Source organism: Neisseria iguanae (assembly GCF_003013245.1).
Classification (GTDB): domain Bacteria; phylum Pseudomonadota; class Gammaproteobacteria; order Burkholderiales; family Neisseriaceae; genus Neisseria; species Neisseria iguanae.
The window spans coordinates 1-17,628 of the sequence record NZ_PXYY01000052.1 but is presented as its reverse complement, the minus strand read 5'-3'; the positions used below and the strand labels follow the sequence as shown (position 1 = coordinate 17,628).

The following is a 17,628-nucleotide window of genomic DNA, read 5'->3' as shown; positions in this document are numbered from 1 at the left end:
GTGACGGTTTTTTGCTCCGGTTTTGAATGGTGGTTTTGCCGATGTTGTATTCACCGGCTATTGCCCAATCACCCATTCCTGATTTGAGCTTGCCAAGTACCATTTGCCGATGGTCTTTTGAGTATGCTGTCATAAAGGTTGGTGTGTCATGTTTGCTTTTCTTTGACTATATTTAATTTAATCACACATACGCAATGAATAGGCGGATAAATCCAATGATTGTCTGTGTTGATATTTCATCATTTTAATGTTTCAATCCTACCCATCAAACCACAGACCACTTGAATCCATAAATTTTCGGACCGCTTTATCGCCTATTATTCAAACATTGTGGTATACTAATCGGCTGAATTTTATCCTTTTTGCACCAATGGCCGGCCACAGGCTGCCGATTATCATTTTGCCGCCTTTCAAGAAAGCAAATCATGCAGACAGGTTTCAATCCATAATCAACAAGATATTTAAGGGCTTACGATGAGCGTAACTGTAGAAACTCTAGAAAATTTGGAACGCAAAGTAATTGTGTCTCTGCCTTGGGCCGATATCAACGCAGAAACCGACAAACGTTTGAAACAAACCCAACGCCGCGTAAAAATCGACGGCTTCCGTCCGGGAAAAGCCCCATTAAAAATAGTTGCACAGATGTACGGTGCAAGTGCGCAAAACGACGTGGTGAACGAATTGGTCCAACGCACATTCTACGACATAGCCGTGAGCGAAAATCTGAAAGTAGCCGGCTTTCCGCGTTTTGAAGGCATTGAAGAGCAAGATGATCAAGAATCTTTCAAAATCGCTGCGATTTTCGAAATATTCCCTGAAATCATAATCGGCAATCTGTCTGCCCAAGAAGTTGAAAAAGTAACGGCCGCCGTCGGCGATGCCGAAGTGGAGCAGACCATTGAAATCCTGCGCAAACAACGTACCCGCTACAACCACGTTGAGCGCGAAGCGAAAAACGACGACCGTGTGATTATCGACTTCGAAGGCAAAATCGACGGCGAATTGTTTGAAGGCGGTTCTTCTAAAAACTACGCATTCGTATTGGGTGCAAGCCAAATGTTGCCTGAATTTGAAGCAGGCGTGGTCGGGATGAAAGCCGGAGAAAGCAAAGATGTTGAAGTGAATTTCCCTGCCGATTACCACGGTCAGGAAGTAGCAGGTAGGACCGCTGTCTTCACCATCACTTTGAACAATGTCTCCGAGCCGACTCTGCCGGAAGTAGATACCGATTTCGCAAAAGCCTTGGGCATTGAAGACGGCGATGTGTCCAAAATGCGTGAAGAAGTGAAAAAAAACGTTGGCCGCGAAGTAGAACGCCGCATCCAAAACCAAACCAAAGATTCTGTGATGGAAGCTTTGTTGAAAGCAGCCGAACTACAAGTTCCTGCTGTTTTGGTTAACGAAGAAGCCGCCCGTTTGGCCAATGAAATGAAACAAAATTTCATGAATCAAGGCATGACCGATGCTGCCAACTTGGATTTACCAATCGACATGTTCAAAGAACAAGCCGAACGCCGTGTGGCTTTGGGCTTGATTTTGGCTAAAATGGTTGAAGAAAACAAACTGGAACCAACTGAAGCGCAAATCAAAGCCATTGTGGCCAACTTTGCCGAAAGCTACGAAGATCCTCAAGAAGTGATCAATTGGTATTATGCCGACGAAAGCCGCTTGCAAGGGCCGACCTCTTTGGCCGTTGAAAACAACGTGGTTGACTTCGTATTGGGGAAAGCCAAAGTCACCGAAAAAAACTTGTCATTCGATGAAGTAATGGGTGCACAAGCCTAATCTGCCGTCTGAAACATGACCATACCCAAAGCACTAAAGCGGCGCAGAGCGTGCTTTGGTGCTTTTGTTTCTTAAGCACCTTAAGTTGAAACGCCAACCATTGGGCAACTATATACGGGAGAAACGATTTTCTTATTTCCGTATCATTTACTTACAGGAAAAGTCCATATGACTCCAGACATTCAAAACTATCTCGTTCCCACCGTCATCGAACAAAGTGGCCGTGGCGAACGCGCTTTCGATATTTACTCCCGCCTGCTGAAAGAACGCATTGTCTTTTTGGTTGGGCCTGTAACTGATGAATCCGCCAATTTGGTTGTGGCGCAATTATTGTTCTTGGAAAGCGAAAATCCAGACAAGGATATTTACTTCTACATAAATTCTCCGGGCGGTTCGGTAACAGCAGGTATGTCGATTTACGACACCATGAATTTCGTCAAACCCAACGTATCGACCCTTTGTTTGGGTCAAGCCGCCAGTATGGGGGCATTTTTGCTTTCGGCCGGCGAAAAAGGTAAACGCTTTGCCTTGCCGAACAGCCGCATCATGATTCACCAGCCATTGATTCACGGCGGCTTATCCGGCCAAGCATCCGATATTGAAATCCATGCAAAAGAGCTGATTAAAATTAAAGAAAAACTCAACCGTCTACTGGCCAAACATTGCGACCGTGATTTGGCTGATGTGCAACGCGAAACCGACCGCGACAACTATATGTCTGCCGATGAGGCCAAAGAATACGGCTTAATCGACCAAGTATTGGAAAACCGCGAGACGTTATTGGCAGAAACCAACTGAGCCGTTGAGACACAAAGACCGTCTTGAAATATATTCAGACGGCTTCTGTTGATAGATGGGCTCAAGCTGATGGGCTTTGAATATCACTTTTCCCCATTTCAGCCTTGTTTGATTTCAATATTGCACTAACACATTCACTTAAGCCTCTGTTGATAAAATAGGCTTAGCTTATAGGCTTGAAATATCACTTTTCCCATTTCAGCCTTGTTTGATTTCAATGTTGCGCTAACACATTTACTTAGGGGCTGAAGCAGATTGGCAGTCATGTCAGACGGCAAAAATAAAGATAACCATTGCAAATTAACAAAGAATGTCCAAAGAAAACTCCTCCGGTTTTTCGTACCGTAAGCCACAGCCCGTGCAGCCGCTGATATTCTGGGTATCCGGCCCGGTTGGGCTATGTTAGCCTATCGCAAAACCCGCCAAGCGGCTGCCTGTCATTTGGCGCAGGAAGCCGGCGGGGTTTTCAGAGGCCCTACCGGGCCGAACGGGGCTATTTCGGCGGTCGGCGTAAGGGTAAACGCGGATACGCGGCAGCAAGGAAAGCGGCTGTATCCGGCACCTTAAAGCGGCAGGGAAAGGTTGGTACCGCCGTTGCAGGGGATAACAGGAAGGATGCCTTATTTCCGGTTATCAAACAGCAAACAACACCTGACAGCATTGTTTATACCGGTAGTGACAGGGGGCTGTGGCGTGCTTGATGCGGGCAGCGCATCAACCGTTCACAGCTTTTTGCATACCGTCAAAACCCTATCGGCGGCATTGCAAATTGTTGGAACCGGGCGAAGTGCGTCTTGCGCAAATACAATGGGGTTGGCTGTAAACCTTTCCCGCTGTCCTTGAAATGATGCGGGTTCCGCTTTGACTTTGGCGCACCGTCCGGGCAGCTTGAAATGCTGCGGAAATGGTGTGGTGTTTGGAGTTAATTTACGTCAGCCCCTTTATTTAAATCAAAAAGTCCGTCTGAAATATTTCAGACGGACTTTTTGCATCACATATTACTCACGACGATGAGGCAACTCGTCGTCAGTCAACGGTTTGATGTACCAAATATCACGACAATAATCGACAATCGATCGGTCTGACGAAAAAAAGCCCATATTGGCAATATTAATCAAAGCAGAACGGTTCCAAGCGGCTTTATCTTTAAAATGCACATCCGCTTTGGCTTGGGTGTCGATGTAGCTGCGGAAGTCGGCCATCAATTGGTAATGGTCACCGGAAGGTTGCAATACATCGTTGTAACGGGTCGGCTCTTCCGGAGAGAATGTCCCGTGGCTGATTTGGTTCACCACGCGGCGCAAGTCATTATCTTGTTCGATATAACTCAACGGATCGTAACCCTTGCGGCGGATTTCTTCTACTTGCCCAACGGTGTTACCGAAGATATAGCAGTGTTCTTCACCGACTTTATCCAAAATCTCCACGTTGGCGCCGTCCAAAGTACCCATGCAAATCGCGCCATTCAGAGCGAATTTCATGTTACTGGTACCTGATGCTTCCGTACCGGCTAATGAAATCTGTTCGTGCACGTCGGCAGCAGGAATGATAATTTGCGCCAAGCTCACGCTGTAGTTCGGAATGTAAACCACTTTAATCAAATTGCGGATACGGCTGTCGTTGTTGATGACTTTGGCCACATCGTTAATCAGACGGATGATTTTCTTCGCCATGTAGTAAGCAGAGGCAGCTTTACCGGCAAAGATAAACACGCGCGGTTGCCAATCGGCATCAGGGTTTTCCAAGATTTTGTTGTAACGGTCAACGATATGCATCACGTTCAAAGCTTGGCGTTTGTATTCGTGGATACGTTTGATTTGAATATCAAACAGCGCCTCAGGGTTAACCTTGATGTTCAGTTCATTTTCAATGTAGTCGGCCAGTCGCACTTTTGCGGCTTTTTTTACTTCGGCAAACTCGGCCTGAACATCAGGATTGTCGGTTTTTTCGTTCAGTTTCGCCAAATTATCCAAGTGCAGACGCCAATCTTGTTCACCCAAATGTTTGTCCAAGAACGAAGTCAGTGCCGGATTGGCAATATTAATCCAGCGGCGCGGTGTCACACCATTGGTCACGTTGGTGAAGCGTTCTGGGAATATTTTGGCAAAGTCGGCAAAAATAGTATTGACCATTAAATCGGAGTGGATTTTGGCCACGCCGTTGACTTTGTGCGAGCCGATAACTGCCAACCACCCCATGCGCACGCGGCGACCGTGGGTTTCGTCAATAATCGACACACGGCTGATAAATTCGTCGTCAAAATTACCAATGGCACGCAATGCATTCAGGAAGTGGGCGTTGATTTCGAAAATGATATCCAAGTGGCGCGGCAACAAGCGACCCATCAGGTCAACCGGCCATGTTTCTAAGGCTTCGCTCATCAAAGTGTGATTGGTGTATGAGAACACTTTGCAGGAAATATTCCACGCCTCCGTCCACGACAAGCCTTCTTCGTCAATCAAAATGCGCATCAATTCAGGAATCGCCAATACCGGATGGGTATCGTTCAAGTGAATCGCCACTTTATCGGCCAAGGTGCGGATATTTGGAAAACGGCATTTATGGCGCGCAATGATGTCTTGTACTGAAGCGGAAACCAAGAAATATTCTTGTTTCAAGCGCAATTCACGACCGCTTTCGGTTGAGTCATTCGGATACAATACGCGGGAAATGTTTTCGTCGCTGTTTTGTGCGCGCACGGCAGATACATAGTCGCCGCGGTTAAAATCCGCCAAATCAAACAGATTACCGGCATGCGCCGTCCACAAACGCAACGGGTTGGCTACATCACCACCGTAGCCCGGAATAATTTCATCATAAGCCCAAGCCGAAATTTCTTCGCTCGGATGCCATTCTTTTTTGTCGCCCATATTCAATACTTGGCCGCCGAAGCTGACCGCATATTGCTTGTTCGGACGGGCAAACTGCCATGCCAAATCCTGATCCAGCCACAAATCCGGTTTTTCAACCTGCTGGCCATCAACGATTTCTTGTTTGAACATACCGTATTGATAGCGGATGCCGTAGCCCATGGCCGGAATGCGCAAAGTGGACAAAGAATCCAAGAAGCACGCTGCCAAGCGGCCCAAGCCGCCGTTGCCCAAGCCCGGATCTTGTTCTTGTTCGCACACGTCGGCAAAATCTTTGCCCAATTGTTTGAACGCTTCTTCAAATTCAGCATACACACCTTCATTAATCAAGGCATTGACAAACGAACGACCTAACAAAAATTCCATGGAAAGGTAGTAAACCATACGTTTGCTGTTTTCGATGTGGGCTCGGCGGGTTTTGAGAAAATCCTCAGCAATCAGGTCACGCGCCGCCAGCATCGCGGCATTCAGCCATTGATGTTCGTCGGCATCTTTCGGGTCGACACCTAAAATAAAAATCAGTTTGTAAACAATCGATTTACGGATGGTTTCTGCATCAGGCTTCGGCATAACATAATCGTAGCCTGGGATAGGAAGTTTCTGAGCCATGATAGCCTCTCTTTTTTCGTGTGTTTTAAAACACAATGATAAAATTAGGCCGTCTGAACATGCAAACGGCAAAATCGGAAAATCTGCCTATTAAATAACGTGATTCAATACGGTTAATGCGGTGTAAAACTACACAAACTGCTTTCTTTCCGGCAGCAGCTGTATCTTTCTGTCTGCCAAATAATTCAGACGGCCTCAAATCAGTTCGCACTATCTTGAACCGATATGTTCCGATTTTATCTTACCCTCCATTAAAAGACTATTGAAATCTATACTTTATTTGCTTTTCGCAAAACCCAGATACCCATGTGTGCCACTTCGCATTGTCGGGTACTCAGTTCGTAATTAAATTTCTGAGATGGTACGCAAGAAACTTTCCAACTTCCTTGAGGCAGGTTAAATAACTGTGCACTACGCTTGCCGTTGACCAATAACAACCATTCGTCATCCAGTAAAACCTGCATCGCTTTCACGCTGTGGTTGTTCCAGCATTTGTCCGTCATTTCAAGGCCGTTTGAATTGAGCCATGTGACGTGTGTTTTATCCCACCATACATCTGAATTTAATAAATTGATTTGTTTTCGGATTTCAATCAGTTCACGCACATAATCCTGCAAGATGTGCGGTTCGGACGGCCAATCCAGCCATGTGGTTTCATTGTCTTGGCAGTAGCCGTTGTTATTGCCCCGCTGGCTGTTGCCGAATTCGTCGCCGGAAAGCAACATGGGTGTACCGGCGGATAAAAACAGCGAAGCAAGCAAGGCTTTTGCGGTATATTCGCGCGCCTGCAATACGCATGGGTCAGCACTTTCGCCCTCAACGCCATGGTTATAGCTGAAGTTTTCATTGTGGCCGTCGCGGTTTTGTTCGCCGTTGGATTCGTTGTGCTTTTCGTTGTAACTCACTAAATCCTGCAGGGTGAAGCCATCGTGTGCGGTAATAAAATTCACACTGGCCGACGGCAATCTTCCGCTGTGGCCGAACATATCGGCAGAACCCGATAACCGTTCGGCAAATGAGCCGAGATTACCGTTTTCCCAGTTCCAAAACGCACGCATATCATCGCGGAATAAGCCGTTCCACTCGGCAAAAGGCTGTGGGAATTTGCCCACATGATAGCCGTCTTCACCGATATCCCACGCCTCGGCAATCATTTTACGACCAGCCAACAACGGATCTTGGAACAGCATATTGAAGAAGCAGCCATAGGCTTCAAACGCCGGTTCGCGGCCTAAAATCGTGCCCAAGTCAAAGCGGAAACCGTCGACATGAAATTCTTCCACCCAGTAGCGCAGGCTGTCCATCACCCAGCGGCTGATGTCGCGTTTGACTACTTTCAGCGTATTGCCGCAGCCCGACCAGTTTTCATACTCATGCTGCCCGTTTTGCCAATACCACAGCGAATTATCCAGGCCGCGCTGGCATAAAGTCGGGCCTTCCACATCTTGTTCGGCGGTATGGTTGTAAACCACATCTAGAATCACTTCGATACCTGCCGCATGCAAAGCTTTAACTGCCTGTTTGAATTCTTTAGCTGCATTTTTCGGATTGCCGGCATAATCAGGTTCCACTGCAAAATGCGAATAGGTGTTGTAACCCCAATAATTGGACAAACTGATTTTCTGTAAATGATATTCGTCTAAATGCTGATGTATCGGCAGCAGCTCGACCGTGGTGATACCCAATTGTTGCAAATAAGCAATCACGCGTTTATCGGCCAATGCTTGATAGGTGCCCGCGTGCACCAAATCGGGAAACTGCTTGGTGAAGCCCTTGACATGCACTTCATAAATCACGGTTTTACCCCAGGCAATATCGGGATGGAAGTCATTGCCCCAATCAAAATCAGAAGGTTCCACCACCACACTTTTGGGCGCAATGGCGGCATTATCGCGGCCGTCTGAATGATGAAACCATGCCATTTCTTTTTCATCGCGGTATTGAGGTACACCGTCAATTTGCTTCGAATAGGGATCAATCAGCAGCTTTTGCGGATTGAAAAAAGCACAATGTGCACCATAGCCCTGCCCATAGGCACGGAATCCGTAGCGTTGTCCGGCTTTGACATTGGGTACAAAGCCGTAAAACACCGTGCCTGAGCGGCAAGGCATGGTCAAACGCGTTTCTTTTTCCCCGTCAAACAAACACAATTCAACCGATTGTGCATAATACGAAAATACAGCAAAATTTACCCCGTTTTCCTGCAGCGATACGCCCAAAGGATACGGGCGTCCTGCTTCAATATGCCATTCGGCACTCATATGGCTTGCCTTAATTTAATTTATTTAAGCTGACGATAAAGTACGTCAGGCCATCTGAACATGCAAACACCGGTATTTCAACAATATATCTGACCGAAACCGCTGTTTCAGACGGCCTCTGAAACAGCGGTTTTCCGATTTACTGCCTATTTTTCAACAGTACCGCCTTGCGGTTCGGCGGCAGCATCAAGCGTTTCGTGCTTATCGGCGGCTTTATACAAATACACCGTGGCCAACGGCGGAATTTTCACTGATAAAGAATTCTGTTTGCCATGCGATGCGATTTCCTCACTTGCCACGTCCACCCCGACACTCACGCCGCTGCCTTTGTAGGCAATTCGGTCGGAATTCATGATTTCACTGTATACCCCGGCTTTCCTCACACCAAAGCGGTAATCATCATGCACCACCGGTGTAAAGTTGCTGATGACGATGACGGTGTTGCCTGCGCGGTCACAGCGTTCGAACACGAATATCGAATTGTTGATGTCGTCGGTCACCAACCATTCAAAGCCTTCCGGCCATTGGTCAAGCTGATAAAGTGGCGCGTTAGCCTGATAGATATGGTTCAAATCGCGCACATAATCCTGCATGCCTTTATGCCAGCCGCCTTCTTCTTCCAGCAAATACCAATCCAAGCCTTCGTTATAGTTCCACTCGCGGCCTTGCGCAAATTCGTTGCCCATAAATAGCAGTTTTTTGCCCGGGAAGCCAAACATAAAGCCGTAATAAGCGCGTAAGTTGGCAAACTGCTGCCAGCAATCGCCCGGCATACGTCCCAACAGCGAATATTTGCCGTGTACCACTTCATCGTGTGACAGAGGCAACACGAAGTTTTCGCTATATTGATACATCATGGCGAAGGTGATTTTATCGTGATGGTATTTGCGGTTGACCGGGTCTTCCTGCATGTAGCGCAAGGTGTCGTTCATCCAACCCATGTTCCATTTGTAGCTGAAATTCAAACCTTCTTGGCGGGTGACATTCGGGAAGGAAGTCGAATCTTCGGCAATCTCCGTCGCATTGGGCACTTCTGTTTTCAACATGGTGTTGGTATCATGCAAGAACGCAATCGCTTCCAAGTTTTCATTGCCGCCGTATTGGTTCGGAACCCATTCGCCTTCTTTGCGCGAATAATCACGATTAATCATGGACGCAATCGCATCTACGCGTAAACCGTCGAAACCGAAACGCTCAATCCAATACAGTGCATTGCCTTGCAGGAAATTTTTCACTTCGTTGCGGCCGAAGTTGTAAATCAGCGTATTCCAATCCTGATGATAGCCTTCGCGCGGGTCGGCGTGTTCGTATAAGGCCGTGCCGTCGAATTTGTTCAAACCGTGGTCGTCCACGGGGAAATGGCCTGCTACCCAGTCGAGTATCACACAAATGCCGGCATCGTGTGCCGCTTTAATCAGGGCGCGCAATTCATCGGGCGAACCGAAACGGCTGGTCGGCGCATACAAACCGGTAGCCTGATAGCCCCATGAGCCGTCAAACGGGTATTCCGAAATCGGCAGCAATTCAATGTGGGTAAATCCCATATCTTTGACATACGCCACCAATTCGGTTGCCAACTGCCCGTAAGTCAGCCAAAAATTGTTTTCCGGATTGCGCTTCCACGAACCTAAATGCACTTCGTAAATACTGATCGGCGCATCAATAGCGTTGGCACGGGCGCGGAATTCCGGCTCGGCCACTTTGTCGGGCAAACCGCGCACCACCGAAGCCGTGCCCGGACGCAATTCGGCAGCAAAGGCATAAGGATCGGTTTTTTGGCGCACATTGCCGTGTACATCACGAATTTCGAAGCGGTATAAATCATTGAGTCTGATGCCCGGGATAAACATATCCCAAATGCCGTTGTTGCGGTGGAAGCGCATCACATGGCGGCGGCCGTCCCATCGGTTGAATTCGCCGATTACAGAAACGCGCTGGGCATTCGGTGCCCATACGGCAAAGCTCACGCCTTTGACACCGTCCACTTCGGCAAAATGCGCGCCCAAGATTTCGTACGGCCGTAAATGCTTACCTTCCGCCAACAACCATAAATCGATGTCTTGCAAAGCCGTGCCGAAACGGTAAACGTCTTCTTCGCGCACTGTATCGCCTTCTTCACTGTATTTCACGCTTAAGGCATAATCCGGCGCATTCTCCGGCAGCACGGCCGTAAAGAAACCGCGTTCGTCGATTTTTTCAGACGGCCTGATGGGTTTTCCGTCATGGCGGTCGATGATGTCCACGCCGAACGCACCCGGAATCAGCGTCCGCACCACTTCACCGCCCTCCGCCAAACGGTGCCTGCCCAGATAGGCGAACAAATCGTTGTGGGTAGCCAGAAACAGGCTCTCGACTGTGTCGCGTTCGACAGCATCCAGCTCGTGATAAGCCTTGGTGTGACTGTTTTTCTTCATGCGTACCTCGTCAATCATGGCAAGTTGTCCGCTCATCAAACGGTGGTTAGAGAAATTTTCCAGCGTAACCGGCATTTTGCGCGCCCAATTCGGATAGCCTTCGGCCACACCCGGCATGTTCAGATTATCGCTCACGCCCAGCAGGTTCTCTAATTGCAGGGCAAGCAGTTTGCACTCGGTCTGGGCGGCGTAGCGGTGCACTGCGCTCATTAAGCTTTCGGTCATTTCAGACGGCATGGCCGCATCTTCGGGCAGGCACCGGTTTTGTTTCAATTTGGCAAACAAATCGGCTTTGTCGTGTCCGCGCTGTTGCAAGGCCGTCTGAAACGATTCGTCATCGGCAATCGTACCCAAACGATGCATGACGGCCAGATCTTTACCTGTCCAATACGCCGCGAGCGGTGCAACGTCGTGCGTGCTGATGACTGCAATCGCTTGGTGCGGATAATCTTGCGGCCATTCGAAACCTTGCGCATTTTTGCTGAAATACACCACTTTATAAGAATACACCTGATAGCGGTAAAGTAATTCCCGCGCCTGATCCGGCACCGTGCCCAAGTCCTCGCCAATAATCACGCATTGATGGCGCCGGCTTTCCAAAGCCAAAATGGCAAACATCGCTTCGGCATCGTAATGCACATATGCGCCGTGGCCGGCGGTTTGGCTGCCTACTACCCACCACAGGCGGCACAGAGCCATCACATGGTCGATGCGCAATACGCTGTATAAGCGCATATTTTCACGCAACAATCGGGCGAATTTTTCATAGCCGTTGTGTTTGAGCGCGTAAGGATTGAGCGGCGGCAGATTCCAGTTTTGACCGGCCGGGCCCAACGGATCCGGCGGCGCACCGACCGACATATCCATGCAGTAATCTCGGCGGTTGAGCCACGTATCCGAGCTGCCACGTGCCACGCCTACGGCCAAATCGCCGTAAATGCCCAGTTTCACGCCGTGTTTTTGCGCAGCCTGGTTCACTTCGTCCAATTGCTGCGCACACAACCATTGCAGCCACATATAAAAACGGATTTCGCGCTCATGGCCTTTGGCAAAATTCTGTACTGCTTCGCTCTGCGGATTTTGGTACTCAGACGGCCATGATGTCCAACCGATGCCACCTGGTTGGCTGTAATATTGATCTAAAGCTTCAAACAAACCAAAACCGCGCAACGCTTCGCCTTTTTCAGCGGCAAAGGCGGCAAAGGCTTCACGCTCGCGTCGTGCTTCTCCGCATTCTTCTTTCTCAAACGTATCAAACGCCAGTTGCAGCGCATCGCGCTTAAACGCCCAAACAGCAGTATAGGCAACGGTATCTGTTACACGCAGGGCGGCGATGCGTTGCTGGATATTTGGTTGGGTCAGCCATTTTTTAGCTTTTTCTCCATAACGGAAGGCAGCTACCTTGGATACGTCCAAATAAATCGGATTGAGCCATTCACGCGATGACGGGCTATACGGGCTGGCATAAGCCGGGCGGCCGGTAAACAAAGCATGCAGCGGATTGATGCCGACAAAATCCAATTGTTTGGCGGCCGCAAACGCCATCAATTCCGCCAAATCGGTAAAATCGCCAATGCCCCAGTTGCGCTCGGAACGCAGGCTGTAAAGATGCACGGTCAGGCCGTTCATTCTCAGACCGTCTGAAAGCGTTTTTGGCTGATACACCGATTTCGGTGCCACAATCAAACGCAGCTTCAAAGCCTCGCCGTCCGCTTCCGCCGACAACACATAATACCCGGCAGCCAATTCGGGCAATTCCACCTGCACGCTGCCGTTGTCGTCATGTTGCGCAGTCAAAACCAAACATTCTCCCGCTCCGTTTTTCAAACTGTATTGTGCCGCCGCGTTGAATGCAGACGGCAAACCCATACGTTGCACTTCCTGTTCTCGCGCCACCACGGTATCGGCAAAAAGGCCGTCTGAAACATCTGTTCGCTGTAATGATTGGAGAATCGCCTGCAAGACCTCAGGCGTAGTTTTGTGGTAAACGCCGCTGATATCGTAAAAGCCTAAACCAATACCGTATTCGCCAGCCTGTGTTTCTAATGGGTTCATCGCGTAAATCTGCCGTTGCGGTCAGGGTTGTGGGAAATTAATCTTAATATAGATTGGATGGCATCAAGAATGTACTTTTGACATAAACTGCCGATAAAACACAATTTTCCCGGCTTCATCTGATTTCGTCCAAAACTTTGGCAGGCTTATCAACAGCGTGTATTAGATCATGAATCAAAGCAAAGCCGTCTGAAGGGTCCGACACGCGTGTCAAAACTTTTCAGACGGCCTTTTTATCATCCGCTCGCATAATTTTAGTGGTGGTGACCATGCAGACCATGTACATGACCGTGTTCGATTTCTTCAGCAGAAGCGTCACGAATGGCGTCGACAGTCGCTTTAAACAACACTTTCATTCCAGCCAAAGGATGGTTGCCGTCAACCACAGCTTTACCGTCGGCCACATCGGTCACGCGGTAAATCAATACTTCGCCGGTTTCCGGATCGTCGGCTTCAAACATCATGCCTGCTTCGACTTCAACCGGGAACACACCGACATCTTCAATGCGTACCAATTCCGGATCTTGTTCGCCGAACGCATCATCGGGCGACAATGCCACTTCTACTGTATCGCCGATATTTTTGCCGTGTAATGCCTCCTCGACCAAAGGAAAAATACCATCGTAGCCGCCGTGCAGATACACGATAGGCTCTTCGGTTTTATCCAATAATTGGTTGTTGGCATCGTACATTTCATAATGCAGGGATACCACGGAATTTTTAGCAATCGCCATTTTGTCGTCCTTGTCTTAGTATTACCACGTTGATACAGGCTGCATTCTAACACAGAGCCACGGATTGAAGTGTGTCATTCTTATGGCACCGAAGGCACACCAGTAAGCACCATCTTCGCTCGATTGCAAATTAAAACCCGACTTTTCACAAAATTAATATTTATTGTTTTTTTCACCAACTAAATTAATTGCAAAAATTTCTCAAAATTTAACACCTTGCGGATTTTTTACGCATTTGTTACCAGTACTTTGAATCTGGCCGATAAACATTTGAAGTCGGGAATGTTTATCTGAAATTTACTTGAAATTTATAACAAAAATTCCAATAAGCAGGAACTATTTTATAATTTATCAAACTAAGTAATTCATTCTGCGCGTTCTTCTCTTAATTATTCTGCGCCGTTACAATGGCTTATTTATATAGTGAGGCATAATTAAGAAAGTTCAGTAATGAATTTCTACTGAAGAGGCCGCTATGCGGCCATTTTTTAGTTTTTACTTTAAATCGATTTAAAAAGAAGGTTACAAAATGAAAAATTCATTGTTTGCTGCTGCTTTATTGTCTTTGACTTTGGCTGCCTGCGGTGATTCCGAGCCAGCTAAAGAAGCTGCCGAAACTGCTACTGAAGCAACTGTTGAAGCTGCCTCCGAAGCTGCCGCCGCCGCTACCGAAGCAACTGTTGAAGCTGCCTCCGAAGCTGCCGCCGCCGCTACCGAAGCAACTGTTGAAGCTGCCTCCGAAGCTGCCGCTGCCGCCACTGAAGCCGCTTCTGCTGCTGTTACAGCAACCGACGCTGCTGCTTCTGCAGTTGCCGCTTCTGAAGCAAAATAATATATTAATAAATTCTGACTCAGAATAAACAAAAGCAGGATACTTTTCCAAGTATTCCGCTTTTGTTTTCAGGCGGCTTAAATTCCCATTCCGCTCTCATCTCAGTCTGACTCAAGATTTGCGCTATAATCCTGATTCACATCACAACAAAATCATCAACAATCAGGCACAGTATGCACACCAATCTGCCCACCTCGTTTCAAACATTTTTAGATGCTTCGGAAATTCTCGAACCACCCTCCCCGCCCATCATTGACCAACGCCGTCGTTTTACCTCAACACCGGATATTATTCTGCAGCCGAATTCCGTTTCAAGCGTGCAGAAAATCCTGTGCTTTTGTCATAAAAACCGCATCACCGTTACCCCGCAAGGCGGCAATACCGGCTTGTGCGGCGCAGCGGTTGCCCGTCAGGGCGTGTTGCTCAGCCTTTCCAAACTCAACAAACTGCGCGAAATCAATTTGGCCGACAATAGCATGACCATCGAGGCCGGCATGATTCTGCAGCACGCCCAACAGGCCGCTGCCCAAGCCGGGCGACTGTTTCCTTTAAGTTTGGCCAGCGAAGGTTCCTGCCAAATCGGTGGCAACATCGCCTGTAATGCCGGCGGCCTGAATGTATTGCGCTACGGCGCCATGCGCGATTTAGTATTGGGTTTGGAAATCGTCCTGCCCGACGGCACATTGGTTTCCCACTTACAACCCTTACATAAAAACACCACCGGCTACGACTTGCGCCATCTGTTTATTGGCAGCGAAGGCACGCTCGGTGTCATTACTGCCGCTACATTGAAGCTTTCCGCCTGCCCACAAACCACGGCCACTGCCTGGATTGGTTTGCCAAGCATTGATGGAGCCGTGAAGCTGCTCACCAAAATCCAAAGCCATTTTGACGAACGCTTGTGCAGCTTCGAACTCATCAGCCGCTTTGCCTTGGATTTATCTGCCAAATTCAGCCAGTTAACCAAACCGGCCGATGCCGATTGGCACATTCTGATGGCACTGACCGATTCGGTTCCCGACACCGATTTGGCCGAACAATTGGCCGAATACCTTTATCGCCAAGGCTATGAAAACAGCGTATTGGCACAATCCGAGCAAGAACGCCAAGAGCTATGGGCTTTGCGCGAAAACATCTCTGCCTCGCAACGTAATCTGGGCACCAGCATTAAACACGACATCGCCACCCCGATTGCCCGTGTCGCTGATTTTGTGACCGAGTGCTCCGCCGCATTGAAAGCGCGTTTTGCCGATATCCAAATCGTCTGCTTCGGCCACTTGGGCGACGGCAGCCTGCACTACAACACCTTCCTGCCCGACATCATGGGTAATGAAGTGTATGAATACGAAGACATCATCAACACCATCGTTTACCGGCATATACTGAAACACTGCGGTACCATCGCCGCCGAACACGGCATCGGCAAAATCAAAAACCATTGGATTCCCCATGTGCGTACCGAAGCCGAAATTGCCTTAATGCGCGCCATCAAGGCCCAATTGGATCCGCACAACATCATGAACCCCGGCAAACTGCTGCCTTAAGCGTTTTCGTACAAAGGCCGAGATCTCTGCAAAACTCAGACCAAACCAACAAAACAGTATCCGCCTTTATCGGACATTGGGCCGATAAAGGCAGTCTGGGCCTGTTCGGATTTGACGAAAGATTCAGGCCGTCTGAAAAAGCATATTCCTTTTCAGACGGCTTCTTGCTTAAATTTTAAGCATTAATTATTTCTTTTTCGAACTCAACCGATAACATTGGTCATCCACATGATTCGCACATCATTACACACGTTCATGCCAAATATCAGCCAAATTTATCCCTGAATATATTACGAATCAAGCGTTCCTGAAATTACGTGTCTTGTACCTAAAATTACGATAGTGCAATGCCCCGAAATTTCCCAAAAAGTCGCCCCTTTGCAATTTAACATTGGAAAAGGGGCTGCCGATTAATCTACTGACCTAGGATAACCGGTTATGGCTGATTCTAAACGAAGCACACAAGATATTCCAGCCACCCGTATGGCGGAAATTTCCGAACGCAATCAAGGCTTGCTGTTTGACCAGCCTGAAATATCAGGCAATCAGAACAAGGTTGCTGTTCAGTCCCGTCTGTCCCTCAGAAGACACCCGACCGCCGATTTTTTTGTGATTGATGTGTTTGATGCTGCCTTATAAAGACGATTTGGCAAGTATGGAACACTTGTTTTTTATGCTAAAAGCTGGCGGTAAATGCCAACGCTTTTGCGAACATAACGGCAACTCTGTTGTTGTTATGCCTGGGGAAAGCAGCTGCGCTACTATACACGACAAAGATATTCGGATTTACTGCATCTCGGCTTTGATGGCAGCTCGGAATAGGGGCAAACCGCTTAACCGTACTGTGCGTTTTACTGCGTATGATTTTTTGGTTTCGCCAAACAGGCCAACTACTGGGGCTAACTATAATCTCTTGCGCGAATTCCTTTGCCGAATAGCAGGAATTCGGATTGTTACCAGTATAAAAACAGGCAGTTATCGTCAGGAAAGCAACCTTGGGTTACTGGACAAAATAGACATTATCTACAAAGACGAAACAGACGAAAACAACCTGATTATTGCGATTGAAGTAACGTTCCCTGATTGGCTTTACCAATTGATTGAAACGCAACGGGTTAAAACTATCTTGCCCGATTATTTTAGGCTGCGTAAACCGCTTGACAGGCGCATTTACGAATTGTGCGGCAAACAGGCAGATTGGACGGTTTTTCTTGATTTGCTGCATAAAAAATCAGGTAGTACATCTACATTGTACCGTTTCAGACAAGCTATTAAAGAATTGGTTGCAAGCAACGATTTACCCGATTACCGCCTGCAATACTATGAAAAAAAAGACATTACCAAAGAGAAACCGAACTTTATCAACTCTGTTGAAAAAGAGAAAATTTTGAGTTGGGCTTTATGAATCGAAACAGTTTTTATTATTGACAATTTTGATGGTGACTATTTTCTAATCATTAATAATAATAGAAAATTAAAAGGGTTGGTTAGAATATGTTTCATAAGAAAATTAAAGAGTTGTTTAGCGAAACTACTAAAGGCAATACTGGTAAGCAAGCTATTTTAATGTTTGCCTTGATGCTATAGTCAAAGAAATTAAAAAAACAGTACAAATCCGCATAAAGTAAAAGAAAAGGGTATCGATGCAGTCAAGCCGCCAATCCTGACGTATTTTCTTAATCCGAGCCCAATATTTTTCAACAGGGTTAAAGTCAGGACGATAAGG

10 protein-coding genes and 1 pseudogene are annotated in these 17,628 nt (G+C 47.6%); 7 read left to right on the top strand and 4 right to left on the bottom strand.

Features of this window, described 5'->3' with window-relative positions; all coding sequences use genetic code 11:
* Window positions 1-474: 474 nt before the first annotated feature.
* The 3 genes and pseudogenes from tig (at window position 475) to C7N83_RS08570 (ending at window position 3,509) form a co-directional block, all read left to right on the top strand.
* The gene (tig, locus tag C7N83_RS08580) at window positions 475-1,785 is read left to right on the top strand and encodes a trigger factor (protein WP_106742026.1); all 1,311 of its coding nucleotides are present in this window, start codon (window positions 475-477) and stop codon (window positions 1,783-1,785) included.
* Between the two features lie 168 nt (window positions 1,786-1,953).
* The gene (gene clpP, locus C7N83_RS08575) at window positions 1,954-2,583 is read left to right on the top strand and encodes an ATP-dependent Clp endopeptidase proteolytic subunit ClpP (RefSeq protein WP_106742024.1); all 630 of its coding nucleotides are present in this window, start codon (window positions 1,954-1,956) and stop codon (window positions 2,581-2,583) included.
* Window positions 2,584-2,847: 264 nt separating this feature from the next.
* Window positions 2,848-3,509: pseudogene (locus C7N83_RS08570) on the top strand (IS1595 family transposase).
* A 72-nt stretch (window positions 3,510-3,581) separates the two neighbouring features.
* Here the strand turns inward: C7N83_RS08570 and C7N83_RS08565 are convergent.
* The 4 genes from C7N83_RS08565 to C7N83_RS08550 all read right to left on the bottom strand — a co-directional run bounded on the left by C7N83_RS08565 (window position 3,582) and on the right by C7N83_RS08550 (window position 13,526).
* Complete coding sequence (locus C7N83_RS08565) at window positions 3,582-6,062, bottom strand: glycogen/starch/alpha-glucan phosphorylase (RefSeq protein WP_425437508.1); 2,481 nt, start codon at window positions 6,060-6,062, stop codon at window positions 3,582-3,584.
* A gap of 269 nt (window positions 6,063-6,331) precedes the next feature.
* Window positions 6,332-8,323 (bottom strand): glycogen debranching protein GlgX, encoded by a 1,992-nt coding sequence (gene glgX, locus C7N83_RS08560; RefSeq protein WP_106742023.1) that lies wholly within the window; start codon window positions 8,321-8,323, stop codon window positions 6,332-6,334.
* A 146-nt stretch (window positions 8,324-8,469) separates the two neighbouring features.
* Window positions 8,470-12,792 (bottom strand): 1,4-alpha-glucan branching protein GlgB, encoded by a 4,323-nt coding sequence (gene glgB / locus C7N83_RS08555; RefSeq protein WP_106742021.1) that lies wholly within the window; start codon window positions 12,790-12,792, stop codon window positions 8,470-8,472.
* 254 nt (window positions 12,793-13,046) lie between these two features.
* Entirely contained in the window at window positions 13,047-13,526 is a 480-nt protein-coding gene (locus C7N83_RS08550; RefSeq protein ID WP_106742020.1) for an FKBP-type peptidyl-prolyl cis-trans isomerase, read from the bottom strand.
* Between the two features lie 529 nt (window positions 13,527-14,055).
* On the opposite strand from C7N83_RS08550, the gene C7N83_RS08545 reads away from it, so the two are divergent.
* The 4 genes from C7N83_RS08545 (at window position 14,056) to C7N83_RS08530 (ending at window position 17,307) form a co-directional block, all read left to right on the top strand.
* Window positions 14,056-14,358, top strand: a complete 303-nt coding sequence (locus C7N83_RS08545; RefSeq protein WP_106742018.1) for a hypothetical protein — start codon at window positions 14,056-14,058, stop codon at window positions 14,356-14,358.
* A 173-nt stretch (window positions 14,359-14,531) separates the two neighbouring features.
* On the top strand, window positions 14,532-15,902 hold the full coding sequence (locus tag C7N83_RS08540; RefSeq protein ID WP_106742017.1) for an FAD-binding oxidoreductase: 1,371 nt from the start codon (window positions 14,532-14,534) through the stop codon (window positions 15,900-15,902).
* Between the two features lie 483 nt (window positions 15,903-16,385).
* Window positions 16,386-16,541 carry a hypothetical protein gene (locus tag C7N83_RS14810; RefSeq protein WP_211296619.1) on the top strand — a complete coding sequence of 52 codons (156 nt, stop codon included), beginning with the start codon at window positions 16,386-16,388 and terminating at the stop codon, window positions 16,539-16,541.
* On the top strand, window positions 16,528-17,307 hold the full coding sequence (locus C7N83_RS08530) for a replication initiator protein A (RefSeq protein WP_211296618.1): 780 nt from the start codon (window positions 16,528-16,530) through the stop codon (window positions 17,305-17,307). The genes C7N83_RS14810 and C7N83_RS08530 overlap by 14 nt, the downstream gene beginning before the upstream one ends.
* Window positions 17,308-17,628 lie beyond the last annotated feature (321 nt).